This window comes from Streptomyces sp. BK022 (assembly GCF_004217355.1).
Lineage (GTDB): Bacteria > Actinomycetota > Actinomycetes > Streptomycetales > Streptomycetaceae > Streptomyces > Streptomyces griseoluteus.
This window is the reverse complement of sequence record NZ_SHKU01000007.1, coordinates 498,581-513,528: the sequence shown is the minus strand read 5'-3', so window position 1 is coordinate 513,528 and position 14,948 is coordinate 498,581. Positions and strand designations below refer to the sequence as shown.

At 71.7% G+C, this 14,948-nt stretch carries 14 protein-coding genes and 1 rRNA gene; 6 read left to right on the top strand and 9 right to left on the bottom strand.

All coding sequences use genetic code 11. From position 1 onward, the window contains the following. Positions 1 to 85 (top strand): 5S ribosomal RNA (gene rrf / locus EV284_RS28990); the annotation flags it as partial. A gap of 62 nt (positions 86 to 147) precedes the next feature. Here rrf and EV284_RS28985 read toward each other — a convergent pair. After that, positions 148 to 696 (bottom strand): isochorismatase family protein, encoded by a 549-nt coding sequence (locus EV284_RS28985; RefSeq protein ID WP_130339292.1) that lies wholly within the window; start codon positions 694 to 696, stop codon positions 148 to 150. Positions 697 to 730: 34 nt separating this feature from the next. Here EV284_RS28985 and EV284_RS28980 point away from each other — a divergent pair, with 34 nt between their 5' ends. Beyond that, positions 731 to 1,279, top strand: coding sequence for a GNAT family N-acetyltransferase (locus EV284_RS28980; RefSeq protein WP_207229162.1), 549 nt, complete (start codon positions 731 to 733; stop codon positions 1,277 to 1,279). Here the strand turns inward: EV284_RS28980 and EV284_RS28975 are convergent. The 7 genes from EV284_RS28975 to EV284_RS28945 form a co-directional block, all read right to left on the bottom strand. Continuing rightward, positions 1,268 to 2,734 carry a type IV secretory system conjugative DNA transfer family protein gene (locus tag EV284_RS28975; protein ID WP_130339290.1) on the bottom strand — a complete coding sequence of 489 codons (1,467 nt, stop codon included), beginning with the start codon at positions 2,732 to 2,734 and terminating at the stop codon, positions 1,268 to 1,270. The genes EV284_RS28980 and EV284_RS28975 overlap by 12 nt on opposite strands. A gap of 9 nt (positions 2,735 to 2,743) precedes the next feature. Then, the gene (locus EV284_RS28970; RefSeq protein ID WP_130339288.1) at positions 2,744 to 4,150 is read right to left on the bottom strand and encodes an ATP-binding protein; all 1,407 of its coding nucleotides are present in this window, start codon (positions 4,148 to 4,150) and stop codon (positions 2,744 to 2,746) included. Between the two features lie 9 nt (positions 4,151 to 4,159). Continuing rightward, complete coding sequence (locus EV284_RS28965; protein ID WP_130339286.1) at positions 4,160 to 5,719, bottom strand: SCO6880 family protein; 1,560 nt, start codon at positions 5,717 to 5,719, stop codon at positions 4,160 to 4,162. Further along, positions 5,716 to 7,044: a hypothetical protein gene (locus tag EV284_RS28960; protein ID WP_130339284.1), complete on the bottom strand. Its 1,329-nt coding sequence runs from the start codon at positions 7,042 to 7,044 to the stop codon at positions 5,716 to 5,718. The genes EV284_RS28965 and EV284_RS28960 overlap by 4 nt, the downstream gene beginning before the upstream one ends. After that, positions 7,034 to 7,852: a hypothetical protein gene (locus EV284_RS28955; RefSeq protein WP_130339282.1), complete on the bottom strand. Its 819-nt coding sequence runs from the start codon at positions 7,850 to 7,852 to the stop codon at positions 7,034 to 7,036. Before EV284_RS28955 ends, EV284_RS28960 begins: the two co-directional genes overlap by 11 nt. A gap of 111 nt (positions 7,853 to 7,963) precedes the next feature. Beyond that, complete coding sequence (locus EV284_RS28950; protein ID WP_003991275.1) at positions 7,964 to 8,272, bottom strand: hypothetical protein; 309 nt, start codon at positions 8,270 to 8,272, stop codon at positions 7,964 to 7,966. A gap of 298 nt (positions 8,273 to 8,570) precedes the next feature. Beyond that, entirely contained in the window at positions 8,571 to 9,179 is a 609-nt protein-coding gene (locus EV284_RS28945) for a TetR/AcrR family transcriptional regulator (protein ID WP_130339280.1), read from the bottom strand. Positions 9,180 to 9,277: 98 nt separating this feature from the next. On the opposite strand from EV284_RS28945, the gene EV284_RS28940 reads away from it, so the two are divergent. The 4 genes from EV284_RS28940 (at position 9,278) to EV284_RS28925 (ending at position 13,173) form a co-directional block, all read left to right on the top strand. Continuing rightward, complete coding sequence (locus EV284_RS28940; RefSeq protein WP_130339278.1) at positions 9,278 to 10,219, top strand: oxidoreductase; 942 nt, start codon at positions 9,278 to 9,280, stop codon at positions 10,217 to 10,219. Positions 10,220 to 10,366: 147 nt separating this feature from the next. Further along, positions 10,367 to 11,134: a trypsin-like peptidase domain-containing protein gene (locus EV284_RS28935; protein WP_130339276.1), complete on the top strand. Its 768-nt coding sequence runs from the start codon at positions 10,367 to 10,369 to the stop codon at positions 11,132 to 11,134. A 160-nt stretch (positions 11,135 to 11,294) separates the two neighbouring features. Then, positions 11,295 to 12,239: a bifunctional lytic transglycosylase/C40 family peptidase gene (locus EV284_RS28930; RefSeq protein WP_207229167.1), complete on the top strand. Its 945-nt coding sequence runs from the start codon at positions 11,295 to 11,297 to the stop codon at positions 12,237 to 12,239. 229 nt (positions 12,240 to 12,468) lie between these two features. Continuing rightward, positions 12,469 to 13,173, top strand: a complete 705-nt coding sequence (locus EV284_RS28925) for a phosphatase PAP2 family protein (protein WP_130339272.1) — start codon at positions 12,469 to 12,471, stop codon at positions 13,171 to 13,173. 60 nt (positions 13,174 to 13,233) lie between these two features. Here EV284_RS28925 and EV284_RS28920 read toward each other — a convergent pair whose 3' ends face one another. Then, positions 13,234 to 14,781: an FAD-binding oxidoreductase gene (locus EV284_RS28920; RefSeq protein WP_130339270.1), complete on the bottom strand. Its 1,548-nt coding sequence runs from the start codon at positions 14,779 to 14,781 to the stop codon at positions 13,234 to 13,236. Positions 14,782 to 14,948 lie beyond the last annotated feature (167 nt).

The following is a 14,948-nucleotide window of genomic DNA, read 5'->3' as shown; positions in this document are numbered from 1 at the left end:
TTACATTCCGAACCCGGAAGCTAAGCCTCACAGCGCCGATGGTACTGCAGGGGGGACCCTGTGGGAGAGTAGGACGCCGCCGAACTAATTTTGAGAGAAACCCCCGCACCTTTTGGTGCGGGGGTTTTCTGCGTTCCGGACCCTTTTTCAGAAAGCGACGTCCGCTGTTTCCACGACGCCGGCCTCGCGGCCCGGCGCGCTGTGGAACTTCCAGTACAGGTTGGTGTGGGCGATGAGCTTGTCCGGGGTCGGGGCGCCGTACTGGGTGAGGTCCTCGGTCGTGTGGGCGTCGGTGACGAGGACGGCGTCGTAGCCCCGGGTGATCGCGCCGTGCAGTGTAGAGCGGATGCAGATGTCAGTCTGGGCGCCCGCGACGACGAGGCGGCCCACCTTCAGTTCATCGAGCACGGACTCCAGATTCGTGGCCTCGAAGGAGTCACCGTAGTTCTTGTGGACCAGGGGCTCGTCCTCGTGCCGCTTCAACTCGGGGACGTACTCCCACGAGGCGCTGTTCTGCGGCATGTCCTCGTCCGAGTGCTGGATCCAGACGACGGGTACGTCGGCCGTCCGGGCCTTGTTGATCAGCGAGCCGATGCGCGCGATCACCGGGTCGCGGTCGTGGGCGTCCGCCATCACCCCGTTCTGGACGTCGATGACGAGGAGGGCCGTGTTCGGGCGGTCGGAGAGGGTTGTCATGGATGGGACTGTACGGCGTACTACCGTGGGGGGCATGGGAGTTGTGGGTGGTCAGGGGTATGTGGTGCGGGCTGTGCGGGCTGCGGAATGGGAGGAGGTGAAGCGGTTGCGGCTGGACGCGCTGCGGGACCCGGTCGCTCATCTCGCGTTCCTGGAAACCTATGAGGTGGCTGCCGCCCGGCCGGACTCGTTCTGGCAGGAGCGGGCCGCTCAGGGGAGTGGGGTGCGGCAGTTTATCGCCGAGGCGCCCGGTGGGGACTGGGCCGGGACGGTGACCGTGCTGGTGGAGGAGGCCGGGTCCGAGGACTGGGCCGGGTATGCGGTCGAGCGACGGCAGGGGCATGTCGTCGGGGTGTTCGTGCGGCCCGGCCACCGGGGGAACGGACTGATCCAGGAGTTGCTGGACGCCGGTGTCGCGTGGGCGTGGGAGCAGGGGGCGGAGCGGGTGCGGCTCTTTGTGCACGCCGACAATCCGCGGGCCCAGGGGGCCTATGTGCGGGCGGGGTTCAAGCCGACCGGTCTCGTGGTGTCGTTCTCGAAGAACGAGGAGGAGCGGGAGCTGGAGTTCGCGCTAGACCGGTAGGTCCTCGTGGGGCCAGCGGGCGCGGGCCTGTTCGCGGGAGCGGAGCAGGGCCAGCGTCGGCAGGCCCGCGGCCGGGCCGGTGGTGAGCAGGTCGGGGAGCTGCGGGAGAGGGGCGACCGCCGCCACGTCGTCCAGGATCAGGGTGAGTGGTGGGTCGAGCCGACCGGAGGATGACCGTTCGGCCATGCGCCGGCCGTGCTCGACCACGCTCGAGACGAGGGCCGTCAGCAGGGGCATCGCGCCCGGCCGAGTCCTGGGGTCCTCGATGGGTTCACCGACCACATAGAGCGTGCCCCCTTCGTGGACGAAGGAATCCAGGGCGAGCGTGTCGGTTCGGTGTGGGGTGCACGATTCGCGGATGTTGACCGTGAGGAGCGCGGAGAGCGCGCGGTTGGTCAACTCCTGCGCGATGTCCCGGCGTTCCGGGTGCGAGGTGAGGGCCGCTTCCAGCTCGCCCGCGGCGCCGGGGGCCGCCTTGGGGTGGGTGCGCAGGGTGCGTACCGCGTCCTGGAGCTGGGTGCCCTGGGTCCAGCGGTGGACGTGGCGGATGGTGCGGCCGTCCAGCGCGGCGGCGTGCAGGAAGCTGCGCAGCAGGATGGTGGCGGTGTCGGTGACGGCCTGGTCGATGCGGGCCGTGGGCCGGACCGGGGCGAGGAGCGCCGTGGCCCGGCTCAGTGCGGTGGGGCGGTCCTCACAGCCGGCCGTGGGCGACCAGTGCAGGCGGGCCGGGGTGTCGCAGCGGTGGGTGGGGTCGTAGAGGAGGACGGGGCCGAGCTTGGCCCGCGCGTCCTTGGTCTCCTGCCAGAGGGCCGGGTCCGAGGTGACGACCACTGCCGGGCCGGGGGCGTCCTGCAGGGCTGTGAGCGCGGAGGTGTGGCGGGTCTCGGGGGTGCCGTAGCGGAGGGGGCCCTGGGGGGCCGGAGGCCGCTCCACGACCGGCGGGGGCTGCTGCTCGAGGGGCTGGGGCTTCTCCATGACGACCGGAGGCGGCGACGCCACGAGGACCGGCTGCTCGATCCGCGGCTCCGGTACCGGTTTCTCCGCCACAGGCGCGTCCGAAGGCCGCGGGAGTCTGCGTACTCGCCCCGCGCGCCAGCGGGCCACCGTGCCGAGGACGAAGACCGTCAGGACCAGCAGGATCAGCAGCTGGCCGATGAACAGGCCCCAGAAGAGGCCCCAGCCGGGGAGCTGGGCGGGCGGGGTGCCCGCCCAGGCGCCGGCGATGTCGTGCGGCTGGGCGACGAGGTGGCGTATGGCCAGCGGGGTGCGGGTGAAGGCCAGCGGGGTCGGCCAGGCGCCCCGCGCGAAGAGGGCCGCGAGGCCGGTGGCCGTCCACACCAGGACCGTCATGCCGAGGAGGAAGGCGAGCAGGCCGACCAGGAGGCCGTCCGGAATCCCGCCGCCCTCGCCCGCGCGTCCGGCGTCCCGGCCGCCGCCCCGCTCGTCCGCTCGCACGTGCTCTCCCTACGCCACCGTCGACTCGGAGTCGCCCACGTGCTGTTCCACGAAGGCGGCGGCCCGCTGCTCGGCCTCCAGCTCGGCGGCGCGCAGGGCGTCGTCGAGGTCGGCGGAGGACTCGGTCATCGCGCGGTCGGTGAAGACCAGGGGGCGTTCGGTCTCGGTGACCAGGTGTTTGACCACCTGGACGTTGCCGTTGACGTCCCAGACCGCGATGCCGGGGGTGAGCGTCGGGATGATCTCCACGGCCCAGCGGGGCAGGCCGAGGACCCGGCCGGTCGCTCTGGCCTCGTCGGCCTTCTGGGCGTAGATCGTCCTGGTGGAGGCCATCTTGAGGATCGCGGCCGCCTCCTTCGCCGCCGCGCCGTCGACCACGTCGGAGAGGTGGTGGACGACGGCGACGAAGGACAGGCCGAGGCGCCGGCCGAACTTCAGCAGCCGCTGGAACAGCTGGGCCACGAACGGGCTGTTGATGATGTGCCAGGCTTCCTCGACCAGGAAGATGCGCTTCTTGCGGTCGGGCCTGATCCAGGTGTGCTCCAGCCACACGCCGACGATCGCCATCAGGATGGGCATGGCGATGGAGTTGCGGTCGATGTGCGAGAGGTCGAAGACGATCAGCGGGGCGTCCAGGTCGATGCCGACCGTGGTCGGGCCGTCGAACATGCCGCGCAGGTCGCCGTCGACCAGCCGGTCGATCACCAGGGCGACGTCCAGGCCCCAGGCCCGTACGTCGTCTATGGCCACGTTCATCGCCTCGGCGGACTCCGGCTCGGGGTGGCGGAGCTGCTCGACGATGTCGGTGAGGACGGGCTGGCGGTCGACGATGGTCTCGTTGACGTAGGAGTGCGCGACCTTGAGGGCGAAGCCCGAGCGTTCGTCCAGGCCGTGGCCGAGCGCGACCTCGATGATCGTGCGGAGCAGCGCGAGCTGGCCGGTGGTGGTGATCGCGGGGTCGAGCGGGTTGAGCCGGATGCCGTGGTTGAGCGCGGCGGTCGGGTCGAGCCGGATGGGGGTTATCCCCAGCTCCTCCGCGATGAGGTTCCATTCGCCGACGCCGTCCTCGCCCTGGGCGTCCAGGACGACGACCTGGCGGTCCTTGAAGCGGAGCTGGCGCAGTACGTACGTCTTCTCCAGCGCCGACTTGCCGTTGCCGGACTCGCCGAGGACCAGCCAGTGCGGGGCCGGGAGCTGCTGGCCGTAGAGCTGGAAGGGGTCGTAGATGTAGCCCTTCCCGGAGTAGACCTCGCGGCCGATGATGACGCCTGAGTCGCCGAGGCCGGGGGCGGCCGTCGGCAGGTAGACCGCCTGGGCCTGCCCGGTGGAGGTGCGCACCGGGAGGCGGGTGGTCTCGACCTTCCCGAAGAGGAAGGACGTGAAGGCGTCGGTGAGGACGGACAGCGGATCTCGCATGGAGAGCCTCTACCTTCGGATGCCGGTGGCGAACGGGAGGGTGTTCACGAACGCGCGGTGGTGCTCGCGGTCGCACCACTCCAGCTTCAGGTACGACTTGCCCGCCGAGGCGCGGATCGTGCGCTTGTCGCGGTTGAGCGCCTCGGGGGAGCGGGCGGAGACGGTGATGTAGCCGACGAGGTTGACGCCGGCGGCTCCGCTGGCGAGGTCCTCGCCGCGCTGGTCGAGGCGGGAGTGGGCGGCGACGTCGCGCGGGTCGACGGTGCGGTTCATCTTGGCGGCGCGGGACGCCTCGGCCTCGTCGTTGGTCTTCTCCGTCAGCATGCGCTCGATGGCGATCTCGGTGGGTTCGAGGTCCATGGCGACGGCGACGGTGCGGATCACGTCCGGGGTGTGGACGAGGAGGGGGGCGAGGAAGTTGACGCCGACGGGGGTCATCGGCCACTCCTTCACCCAGGCGGTGGCGTGGCACCAGGGGGCGCGGGTGGTGGACTCGCGGGTCTTGGCCTGGAGATAGGTGGGCTCCATGGCGTTCAGCTCGGCGGGCCAGGCGTTGCGCTGGGTCATGGCCTGGATGTGGTCGATGGGGTGGTCCGGGTCGTACATGGAGTGGATCAGGGAGGAGAGGCGGCCCTGTCCGAGGGGCTGGCGTACCCGGATGTCGGCTTCCTGGAGGCGGGAGCAGATGTCGGTGAGCTCGCGGGCCATGACGATGGCGAGTCCGGCGTCGCGGTCGAGCTTGCGGCCGGCCTGGGGGCGGGCGGCGCGGGCCATGGCGTGCGCCTCGGCGGCCAGGTCGCGGCTGTAGCTCATGCAGGCGACGAGGTAGGCGCGGTGCTGCTCGCTGCTGGTGGACACCATGGACTGGAGCTGGTCGTAGGACCGCTGGAGCCACTCGGGGGAGCGGCCGTCGCCGCGCAGGACGACGTCCTTGGCGTGCGCGTCGGGGTCGGCGGGCAGCGTGCGGGCGAGCATCTGGATGCGGGTGACGAAGCCGTCGCCGTTGGCCACGTGCTTGAGGAGGGTGCCGAAGCGGTCGACGAGGGCTTCCTGGTCCTCGGAGTCGCGCAGGCCGACGCCGGGGCCCTCGATCTCGATGGCGGCGGTGACGGTCTTGCGGTCGGCGTGCAGCAGTACGGCGATCTCGTCGGGGCCGAAGGGGGCGGCGAGCCAGGTGATGCGGCCGATGCCGGGGGGCGGGCCGATCTCGACCTCGCGGCCGTCGAGGCGGACGCCGGCCTCCATGACGGGGGAGCGGTAGACGGCCTGGCGCTTGACGGTGCGCTTGTAGGAGCGGTTGATCTCGAACCACTTGTAGAAGGTGCGGCGCTTGTACGGCACATAGACCGCGGCGACCGCGAGCATCGGGAGGCCGCTGAGGAGCGCGATGCGCAGGGGGAGGGCGGGTACGAGGAGGCCGCACATCATGCCGAGGAACGCGCCGACGACGATCAGCGCGATCTCGCCGGACTCGCGGTTGCGGCCGATGATCGCGTTGGGCCGGGCGCGGCCGATGAGATACGTACGGCGGGGCGAGACCGGATGGGACAGGTGGGCCTCGGTCGTCAACGCCCTTCACCTCCAGAGCGGTTGGTGCTGCTGTTGCGGGTGTTGCCTGCGTGCGGGGTGTTGACCGGGCTGGGCGCGCGGGGCGCGGGGGCCGCGGCGGGGGCGCTCTGGGGGGTGCGGCCGCTGTGGGCCGCGACGCCTCCGGAGGCGGGGTTGGCGGGGCGGGGGGTGCTCCCGCCCTGGCCGCCGCCCGCGTTGCTGTCGGCGCGGGTGCTGTGGGCCTTGATGCCCTGGGCGACGAGGGTGGCGGGGGAACTGATGACGGCGGCGGCCTTGCCCTCGGCGCCCTGCATGATGCGGTTGTTGCGGGAGCCGGCGATCTCGTCGCCGAAGCCGGGGACGAAGCGGTAGATCATCGCGCTGGCGAAGATGGCGAGCAGGATGATGGAGAGGCCGGAGACGACGGCGCCGAAGGCGTCGGGGCCGCTGTCGCCGGAGAGGGCGCCGGCGAGGCCGAGGACGATGACGATGACCGGTTTGACCATGATGACGGCGATCATGATGCCGGCCCAGCGGCGGACGTGGCCCCACAGGTTCTTGTCGACGAGGCCCGCGTAGACGACGGTGCCGAGGAGGGCGCCCACGTACAGCAGGGCGGCGCGGATGACGAGTTCGAGCCAGAGGACGCCTGCGGCGAGGATGCTGACGAGGGAGACGACGATCAGCATGATGGGGCCGCCGCCGATGTCGTCGCCCTTCTCCAGGGCGCCGGAGAAGGTGCCGAAGAACGTGTCGGCCTGGTCTCCGGTGGCCTTCGCCAGGACGTCGGTGACGCCGTCCGCCGCGGAGACGACGGTGTAGAGGATCAGGGGGGTGAAGGCGGAGGCCAGGACCGTGAGCCAGAGGAAGCCGACGGCTTCGGAGATGGCGGTGGTGAGGGGGACGCCCCGCACCGCTCGCTTGGCCACGGCCAGGACCCACAGGACGAGGGTGAGGATGGTGGAGGCGGCGAAGACGACGGCGTACTGCTGGAGGAACTTCGGATTCGTGAAGTCGACGTTCGCCGTCTCCTTCACCGCGTCGCTCAGCTTCCCGATCGTCCACGAGGCCGCGTCCGCGCAGCCCTTGGCCAGCGAGGAGAGGGGGTCGAGTGAGGAGGTGAGGGGGTTGTCGGTGGTGAGGCCCTTGCGGGCGCTGCCTCCGCCGTGGCTGTTCTGTTCGCAGTACTTCTTGGCGGGGCCGGCGATCAGCGCGCAGGGGTCCCCGCTCTTCGTGGGGGTCGGGGTGGGGGCCGCCATGACGTTCGTGGCGAAGAGCACGGTCGCTGTTTGAATCGCGGCGGTCAAGCCGGTGAGCTTGAGCGCGCGGTGCTGGCTACCGGGCATAGGTGAAGCCTCCGAACTCCTGGACCGCCTTGCTGATCTCATCGGCTCCGGACACCGGGTTGTCACCGGTGACCGGGGTGGGACCGGTCCGCTGGCTGGAATCGAGGACCTTCCAGTCGTTGTCGCTCCACCGAAGCTTCAGTGTCACGGTGAACCAACTGCTGGTCACCGGGTTCGTCGAGCGGTCACCGGCGAGGCCGAACATGCCGTTGCACCACACCTCAACGGTGGCCGCGCCGTCGCTGTACGAGGTGACCTTGGAGCCCGCCGGGAGCGTGCGGTTCACGAAGGTGCTGCCCGCGGGGGCACTCCCGTCGTCGGTGAGTCCTACCTTTTTGAGGAAGGCAGCAGAGTAATCCGCGTCGAACCCGGACTGAAGTCGGCCTGCGGAGCTGGGAACCGCGATGGTCTGCACGATCGCGTGCCGCTTAGTGGTGTTGAACATCCCGTCAGACCCCAGCGCCACCGCGTAGTTCGCCGCCGCGCTCTCTGCCCCCTGCTGGGTGTGGGGGAAGTGCGTGGGGATGCCGTTCTCGGTGGTGGGGACCGGGGTGGTTCCGGAAGCGGCGGTGGGGGCGGCCGGTTGGTGGGGGGCGCCCTTGGCCGGGTTGTCCGGGGAAGAGGAGTTGTCGCGGTTGGCGAAGGCGATGGCTGCGATGAGGAGGACGACGACGCCGACGACGGTGATGAGGCTGCGGGAGGAGGAGCGGGGGGTGCGGCGGGGGGCGCCGCCGTAGGGGTCGCCGCCGGGCAGGTGGGTGCGGGTGTGCCCGGTGTCGGGGTAACCGTGTTCGCCTGAGGTGCTCATGCCGCGTCCGCCCTCTCCGCCTTGTGTTCATACGACGGTAGCCGGGCTGGTCCTCGCGCGGGCGCGGTGTGGTGACTGGACATCAGGGAAACGCGACCTCGAGTCCGGGCGTCAGACGGCCATGCCGTACACGATGGTGAACAGCGTGCCGAGGGAGCCGATGATGAAGACCCCGGTGAGGCCCGCGATGATGAGTCCCTTGCCCTGTTCCGCGCTGAAGGTGTCCCGCAGCGCGGTGGCGCCGATGCGCTGTTTGGCCGCGCCCCAGATGGCGATGCCGAGGCAGAGCAGAATGGCGACGGCCATCACGACCTCGATCATCACCTTCGCTTCGTTGCCCAGGCTACCGAAAGGCCCCCAGTCCGGAGCGATCCCGCCGATGATGGTGTTGATGTCTCCCTTGTCGGCCGCAAAGAGCATGTAAGTCACCGCCCCTGGTGGGTAGTTGTGCCGCTCCCCTGCGGTGTGCAGAGGTCAGGTCTCATTGTCGCCGACAACGTCGCCGTCGTATGTCGACTTGGCGGCATTCACAGGCGGGTCTCGTACATTTGGCGCGTACGGTCACTCTGTGTATCACGGCAGGTCACGCCGGGCAATGACGCGGGTGCGAAACCTGTGGTGTGGTTCCGTCGTTGGGCTCTCTTACGGCTCTTCCGTCCCCCGCGCGGTTTCTGACGGCTGGTCGGGTGAGGCGTCGAGACGATGTTCTCACGCGGTGTCAGCGCGGTTCGAGCCCGTGCAGCAGCAGGTGGACGTGGGTGTCGAGGCCGGCCAGGGCCTCCTCGGCGTCCAGCACGCAGCCGGCGATGAGGGCGGCGAGGCCGTGCAGGCTGGCGGCGGCGACCAGGGTGATGCGCTCGGGGTCGCCCTGGACGATCTCGCCCCGCTCCTGCGCCTGGGCGAAGGTGCGGGTGAGGGAGCCGAGGGACCGGTCGGCGGCGGCGGCGAGCCGGCCGGAGCTGTCGGGTTCGTGCTTGCGCGCGAACATCAGCTCCAGCAGCTCCGGGTTGTCGACGGCGAAGCCGAGGTAGGCCCGCGCGAGGGCGGTCAGCCGCTGCTCGAAGTCCGCCCCGGGGGTGGCGGCGGCAGCGGTGGTGAGGGCCTGGTCCAGGCGCTCGTAGCCGGCGAGGGCGAGGGCGTCGAGGAGGGCCTGCTTGTCCTTGAAGTGGCGGCCGGGGGCGGCGTGGCTGACGCCGGTGGCGCGGGCCAGCTCGCGCAGGGAGAGGGCGGCGGCCCCCTTCTCGCGCAGGGTGTGCTCGGCGCTCTGGAGCAGGGCGGCGCGCAGATCGCCGTGGTGGTACGGGCGGCTGGTGGGGATGCGCGGCATGGGGGTCATCGTATCCCGATGTTGTCGGCGCCAGCTTTGTTGGCGGTGACTGCATTGTTGTCGTTGACATCATTGTTGGCGTTGTCTACATTGAGGCCATGGCCGAGACGAGTGAAGCGCGCGGTGCGCGCCAGTGGAATGTGGACCGTCTGCCGGATCTGAGCGGCCGTACGGCCGTGGTGACCGGCGCCAACAGCGGGATCGGCTTCATGGCCGCCGCCGCGCTGGCCCGGGCGGGGGCCCATGTGGTGTTCGCGGTGCGCGACCTGGCGCGGGGCGCCGCCGCGGCGGGGCGGGTGAGCGGCAGCACCGAGGTGCGCCGGCTGGACCTGGCGGACCTGGACTCGGTCGCCGAGTTCGCGGCCGGCTGGGACCGCCCGCTGGACCTGCTGGTCAACAACGCGGGCGTGATGATGCTGCCCGAGGGGCGGACGAAGCAGGGCTTCGAGACCCAGTTCGGCACCAACCACCTCGGGCACTTCGCCCTGACCAACCTGCTGCTGCCGCACCTCACCGACCGCGTGGTGACCGTCTCCTCCGGGCTGCACCGGGGCGGGGACGGCCGGATCAGCTTCGACGACGTCAATCTGCGCGGCCGCTACACCCCGACCCGCGCCTACGCCCAGTCCAAGCTGGCCAACCTCCTGTTCACCCTGGAACTCCAGCGCCGCCTCACCGAGGCGGGGTCCCGGGTGCGCGCCCTCGCCGCTCACCCCGGCTACGCCGCGACCAACCTCCAGAGCCATGCCGCGAACCCGCTGGCCCGCCTCTTCATGGGCGTCGGCAACAAGGTGTTCGCCCAGGACGACAAGGGCGGCTCCCTGCCCACCCTGTACGCGGCCACCCAGGACCTGCCCGGCGCGTCCTACGTCGGCCCCGGCGGCCTCGGTGAGATGCGCGGCGCCCCCGCGCTGGTCGGCCGGAGCGCGGCGGCGAGCGACCCCGCGGCGGCCCGGCGGCTGTGGACGCTCTCCGAGGAGCTGACCGGCGTCACCTGGGGGCTCGCGGAGCCCGCGACCGGCGGTGTTGACAGGGTGTGACCGCACAAGGGGCGGAGTGTCACCGGCGCCGCTAGGCTGGTCGGCACTCCGGGCCGACGGCGGGTGAGTTCCGGGAAAGCGGTTCACAGGAGAATCTCAGCGTCGGCCGGGCAGGTTTCTCACCCTATGGGGACAGAGTGAGGACTGATGAAGCGCAGCGCACGCAACCCGGTCACCTCGCGGCCCGCCCTGCTCGGCGCGGTCGTGATGCTCGCCCTCACCTCGGCCTCCGTCGCGGCCGCCGACGACGGGCGTGGCCCGCTCCAGGTGACCGTCACCGCGCCCGTCGACGCGCGGACCGCCCGGGTGGGCGCGCTGTTCGGGGCGGACGCCGCGGGCCGGCCGGAGCACGGTCACTTCTGCACCGCCTCGGTGGTGCACAGCCCCGCCCGTGATCTGCTGGTCACCGCCGCGCACTGCCTCACCCATGTCGACGGCGGGCTGTTCTTCGCGCCGGGCTACCGCGGCGGCCGGGCGCCGTACGGGATGTGGCCGGTGGGGGAGCGGGTGCTGCCGGCGGGGTGGACGGCGGACGAGGACGAGGACAGCGACGTGGCCCTCGCGCACGTGGACGAGGTGGACGGCCGACGGGTGGAGGACGTGGTCGGCGGCAACCGGTTCGCCCCCGGGACCGTGGCCGGCGCGGGTGCCGTCACGCTCTTCGGCCTGCCGGACGCCCGGGAGACGCCGGTGATGTGCACCGACCGGCCGGTGGCGCGCGGCCTGACCCAGCAGCGGGTGCGCTGCCCCGGTTTCACCGCCGGGACCAGCGGGAGCCCGTGGCTGAACGGGTCCGGGCAGGTGGTCGGGGTGCTCGGCGGGCACCAGCGGGGCGGGGCGACGGCGGACGTCTCCTACAGCGTGGTGCTGGGGCGGGCGGCGGCCGCGCTGTACCGGACGGCGACCGGGGGCTGACAGGGCGTCGGAACGGGCGCGGATAGGCCGAATTGTTGGCCTGAGTGTCGGCCACGGGCGCAAAGGGGCCGTGAACCGGCCCTTCATGGGGGAAAGTTGACCCGTGCGCAAAGTATGGGTGGCCGGGGGCGCGGCGATCGGACTCGGCCTGAGCTTCGTGATGCTGCTCGTCGTCGGGGTGTACATCGTCGCGGGGAACCTCGCGGGCGGGGCAGCCGGTGGCGGTGTCGGGCTGGCCAAGGGTGCCGTCCCGGCGGCGTACCAGACGCTGGTGCAGAAGTGGGGCAACCTCTGTCCTGCCATCAACCCGGCCTTGCTGGCAGCCCAGTTGTACCAGGAGAGCGGGTTCAACCCCGGTGCGCGCAGCCCCGCGAAGGCGCAGGGGATAGCGCAGTTCATCCCCGGCACCTGGGCCACCCACGGCGTGGACGGGGACGGCGACGGGGACCGGGACGTGTGGGACCCGGACGACGCGATCCCGTCGGCGGCCTCCTACGACTGCGAGCTGGCCAAGTACGTGAGGGACGTTCCCGGTGACGTCTCGGCCAACATGCTCGCCGCCTACAACGCGGGCGCGTACGCGGTCATCCGGTACGGGGGCGTGCCGCCGTACCGGGAGACCCGGAACTACGTGAAGACGATCACGACGCTGGCGAAGAGCTTCGCCGCGCCCGTCGCCCGGGTCGACCCCTCCCGGCAGGCGGCGGGGGCCATCGCCTACGCGCAGAGCAAGCTCGGCACCCCGTATCTGTGGGGCGGCACCGGTACGGCCGCGCAGAGCGGGCGGTTCGACTGCTCGGGGCTGACCCAGGCGTCGTACGACAAAGTCGGGATCAAGCTGCCGCGGGTGGCGAACGACCAGTACAACGCGGGTCCGCATCCCGCGCGGAACGAACTGCTCCCCGGCGACCTGGTGTTCTTCTCGCACGATCCGACCGACTCGCGGGCCATCCACCACGTGGGCATCTACGTGGGCGGCGGGTACATGATCGACGCGCCGCGCACGGGTGCGGTGATCCGGTTCGACCCGATCGACGGCGGTGACTACTTCGGGGCCACGCGGGTCACCGAGGATGGCGCGAAAGCGCTCCCCACACATGTGTAGCGGAGCGTGAACCCACCCCCTGAGCTGCGCGTACGGGTTTCTCTTCGATAACGTCTGAGTGATCATTCGGTGGAGGGTGGAACGTATGCGCAGGGGCTGTGCGTTCCTGTTCACGTAGCCGAGCAGACGTCAGTGCGCCAGTGCAACGGAAGCGGATCTACGACCCACGGGGGGTTGGCGCGACGCACACTGGGTGCGTCCGGTAAGACGACGAAGGGGCCGCAGCACCATGGCTGTACTCGCCGAATCCGGATCCAACCCCGACGTCGAGCTGCTCTACGACATCAACGGCCTGGCGAAGGCCGCCCCTCACTGGTTCGACCGGGTCATGGAGTTCACCGGCGAGTACGGACTCCCGGTGGCCATGCTCCTGCTGGTCCTCGGCTGCTGGCTGACGGTCCGGCGCCGGGGCGGCCCGGACGCGGTGTCCTCGGTGGCCGCGCTGGTCTGGGCACCGCTGGCGGCGGCCGTGGCCGTGCTGGTGAACGTGCCCATCCGGGGCTTCGTGGAGCGGCCCCGCCCCTTCCTGGACCACCAGGGGCTGGACGTCCTGATCGCGGGCAAGAGCGACTACTCCTTCGTCAGCGACCACGCGACGATCACCATGGCGATCGGGGTCGGCCTCTTCGTCGCCAACCGCCGCTTCGGCATCGCCGGTATCGCGCTCGCCCTGCTGGAGGGCTTCTGCCGGGTCTTCATGGGCGTGCACTACCCGACCGACGTGATCGGCGGCTTCGCCCTCGGTACGGCGGTCGCGCTGCTGCTCTCCCCGCCCGCGACGGCGCTGCTGACCCCGCTGGTGCGGGCCATCGCCCGCTCGCCGCGCGCGGGACGGCTGGTGAGTGCCCGTCCGGTGACCGGTGAGCGCGGGGACACGCTGTTCTCCGGCGGCCGGGAGCCGGCGGGCTCGGGAGAGAAGGACCTGGCCGCGTAGGCGGCTTCCGGGACCTGGTGCGAGAAGGCCGCGGCGCGTTCGCCGCGGCCTTCCGCCGTGTCACAGCCCCTGCGCGTACCCGAAGAACCGGTCCGGGTCGTACCGCTTCTTCACCTCGGCGAGCCGGGCGCCCGCGCTGCCGTAGTAGGCGCGGCGCCAGTCGGTCAGGGCGGCGTCGGTGTAGTTCTGGTAGGCGGCGCCCGAGGCGTGGGGACGCATCGCGGTGTGGGTGGCGTCCAGCCAGGAGCGGGCGGCCGAGCCGGAGGTGCCCGCGTCCCAGGAGGCGAGGTACTGGGCCAGCATCCGGGAGCGGCGGTGCACGAAGGCGGTGGCGGTGGGCGGGACCCGGTTGACGGCGCCGCCCAGCGCGGTGAGCGCCACGCTGCCCGCGCCGCCGGACATCGCGCCGACCCGCTTCAGCAGGGCCGCGACGCCGGCCGGGGACAGCGAGCGGTCGAAGAAGTCGGAGCGGGCCGCGTAGGTCTCGCGGTGCAGGGCGCCGCGCGGGGAGCGGCCGGGGGTGGTGCCCGGCAGATGGCACTGGGCGTCGGTGGCGAAGGCGGAGCAGCCGGCGTAGATCTCCATCGCCTCCTCGTAGCCGTGGTCGCGCAGGGAGACGGCCGAGGCGTCGGCGCCCGCGCGGTGGGCGAGGCGGTCCACGGCGTTCTCCAGGTCGTTCCTGGAGCCCAGGGAGAAGCAGGAGAGGGAGACGGTCGGGGTGCGGCTCCCGGCGCGTTCCAGGTGCAGCGCGGACCAGATCTCGTCCGGCTGGGCGGGCCCCCACTCCTGCCACGCCGTCAGCACGGCCGCCGCCTTCGCCCAGGGCCAGCGCAGGGAGGCGGTGACGGCCCGCGGGGCGCGGTGGGTGGTGAAGCGCAGCTCGGTGACGACGCCGAAGTTGCCGTTGCCCGCGCCGCGCAGCGCCCAGAACAGGTCCGGGTTCTCCTGGGCGTCGGCCGTGCGGGTACGGCCGTCCGCCGTGACCAGGGTGGCCTGGGTGAGGCTGTCGCAGGTCAGGCCGTAGGCCCGGGAGGCGACACCGTGGCCGCCGCCGAGCACCAGCCCGGATATCCCGACGGTCGGGCAGGAGCCGGCCGGTATGGCCGCGCCCTTGGCGCCCAGCGTCCGGTACACGTCGATCAGCTTGGCCCCCGCGCCCACCACGGCGTGCCCGCCCGAGGCGCTCACCCGGTTCAGCGCGGACACGTCGACGATCAGGCGGCCGTCGCCGGAGGAGTAACCGGCGTAGGAGTGGCCGCCGTTGCGGATGGCCACCTTGATCCGGTGGGCGCGGGCGTACGCCAGCAGGGTGCGGATGTCGCCCGCGTGGGCCGCGTAGGCGACGGCGGCCGGGCGCAGGGAGTCGAAGCGGGTGTTGTAGAGGCGGCGGGCCGGGGTCCAGGAGGCGTCGCCGGGGCGGACCAGGGTGCCGTCGAGGTCGCGGGCGAGGGCGGCCCAGCCGGCGGCGGCCTTCACGGACGCCGTGGTCATGGTGGTGGACCCCCGCGCGGCGGAAGGCCCCGGCCGGGCGGAGGCGCCCGCGGGTGCGCAGGCGGTGAGTGCGGTGAGGGCGGTGGCGCCGCCCGTGAGAAACGTCCGCCGGTCCATGTCGCTCGCCGTCCCCTCGCCCTTGCGGTGATCCTTCGGGGAGCCAGACGGCGTCCGGGGGAGCGGGGTTCCGGGCAGGGGCGAGAACGCGTCAGACGCGGAGGGCCGTCGGGACCTCCGCGTGTCCTGGCCGTAAGCGTTCCGTCACCTCACCAGGCCGACGGCAG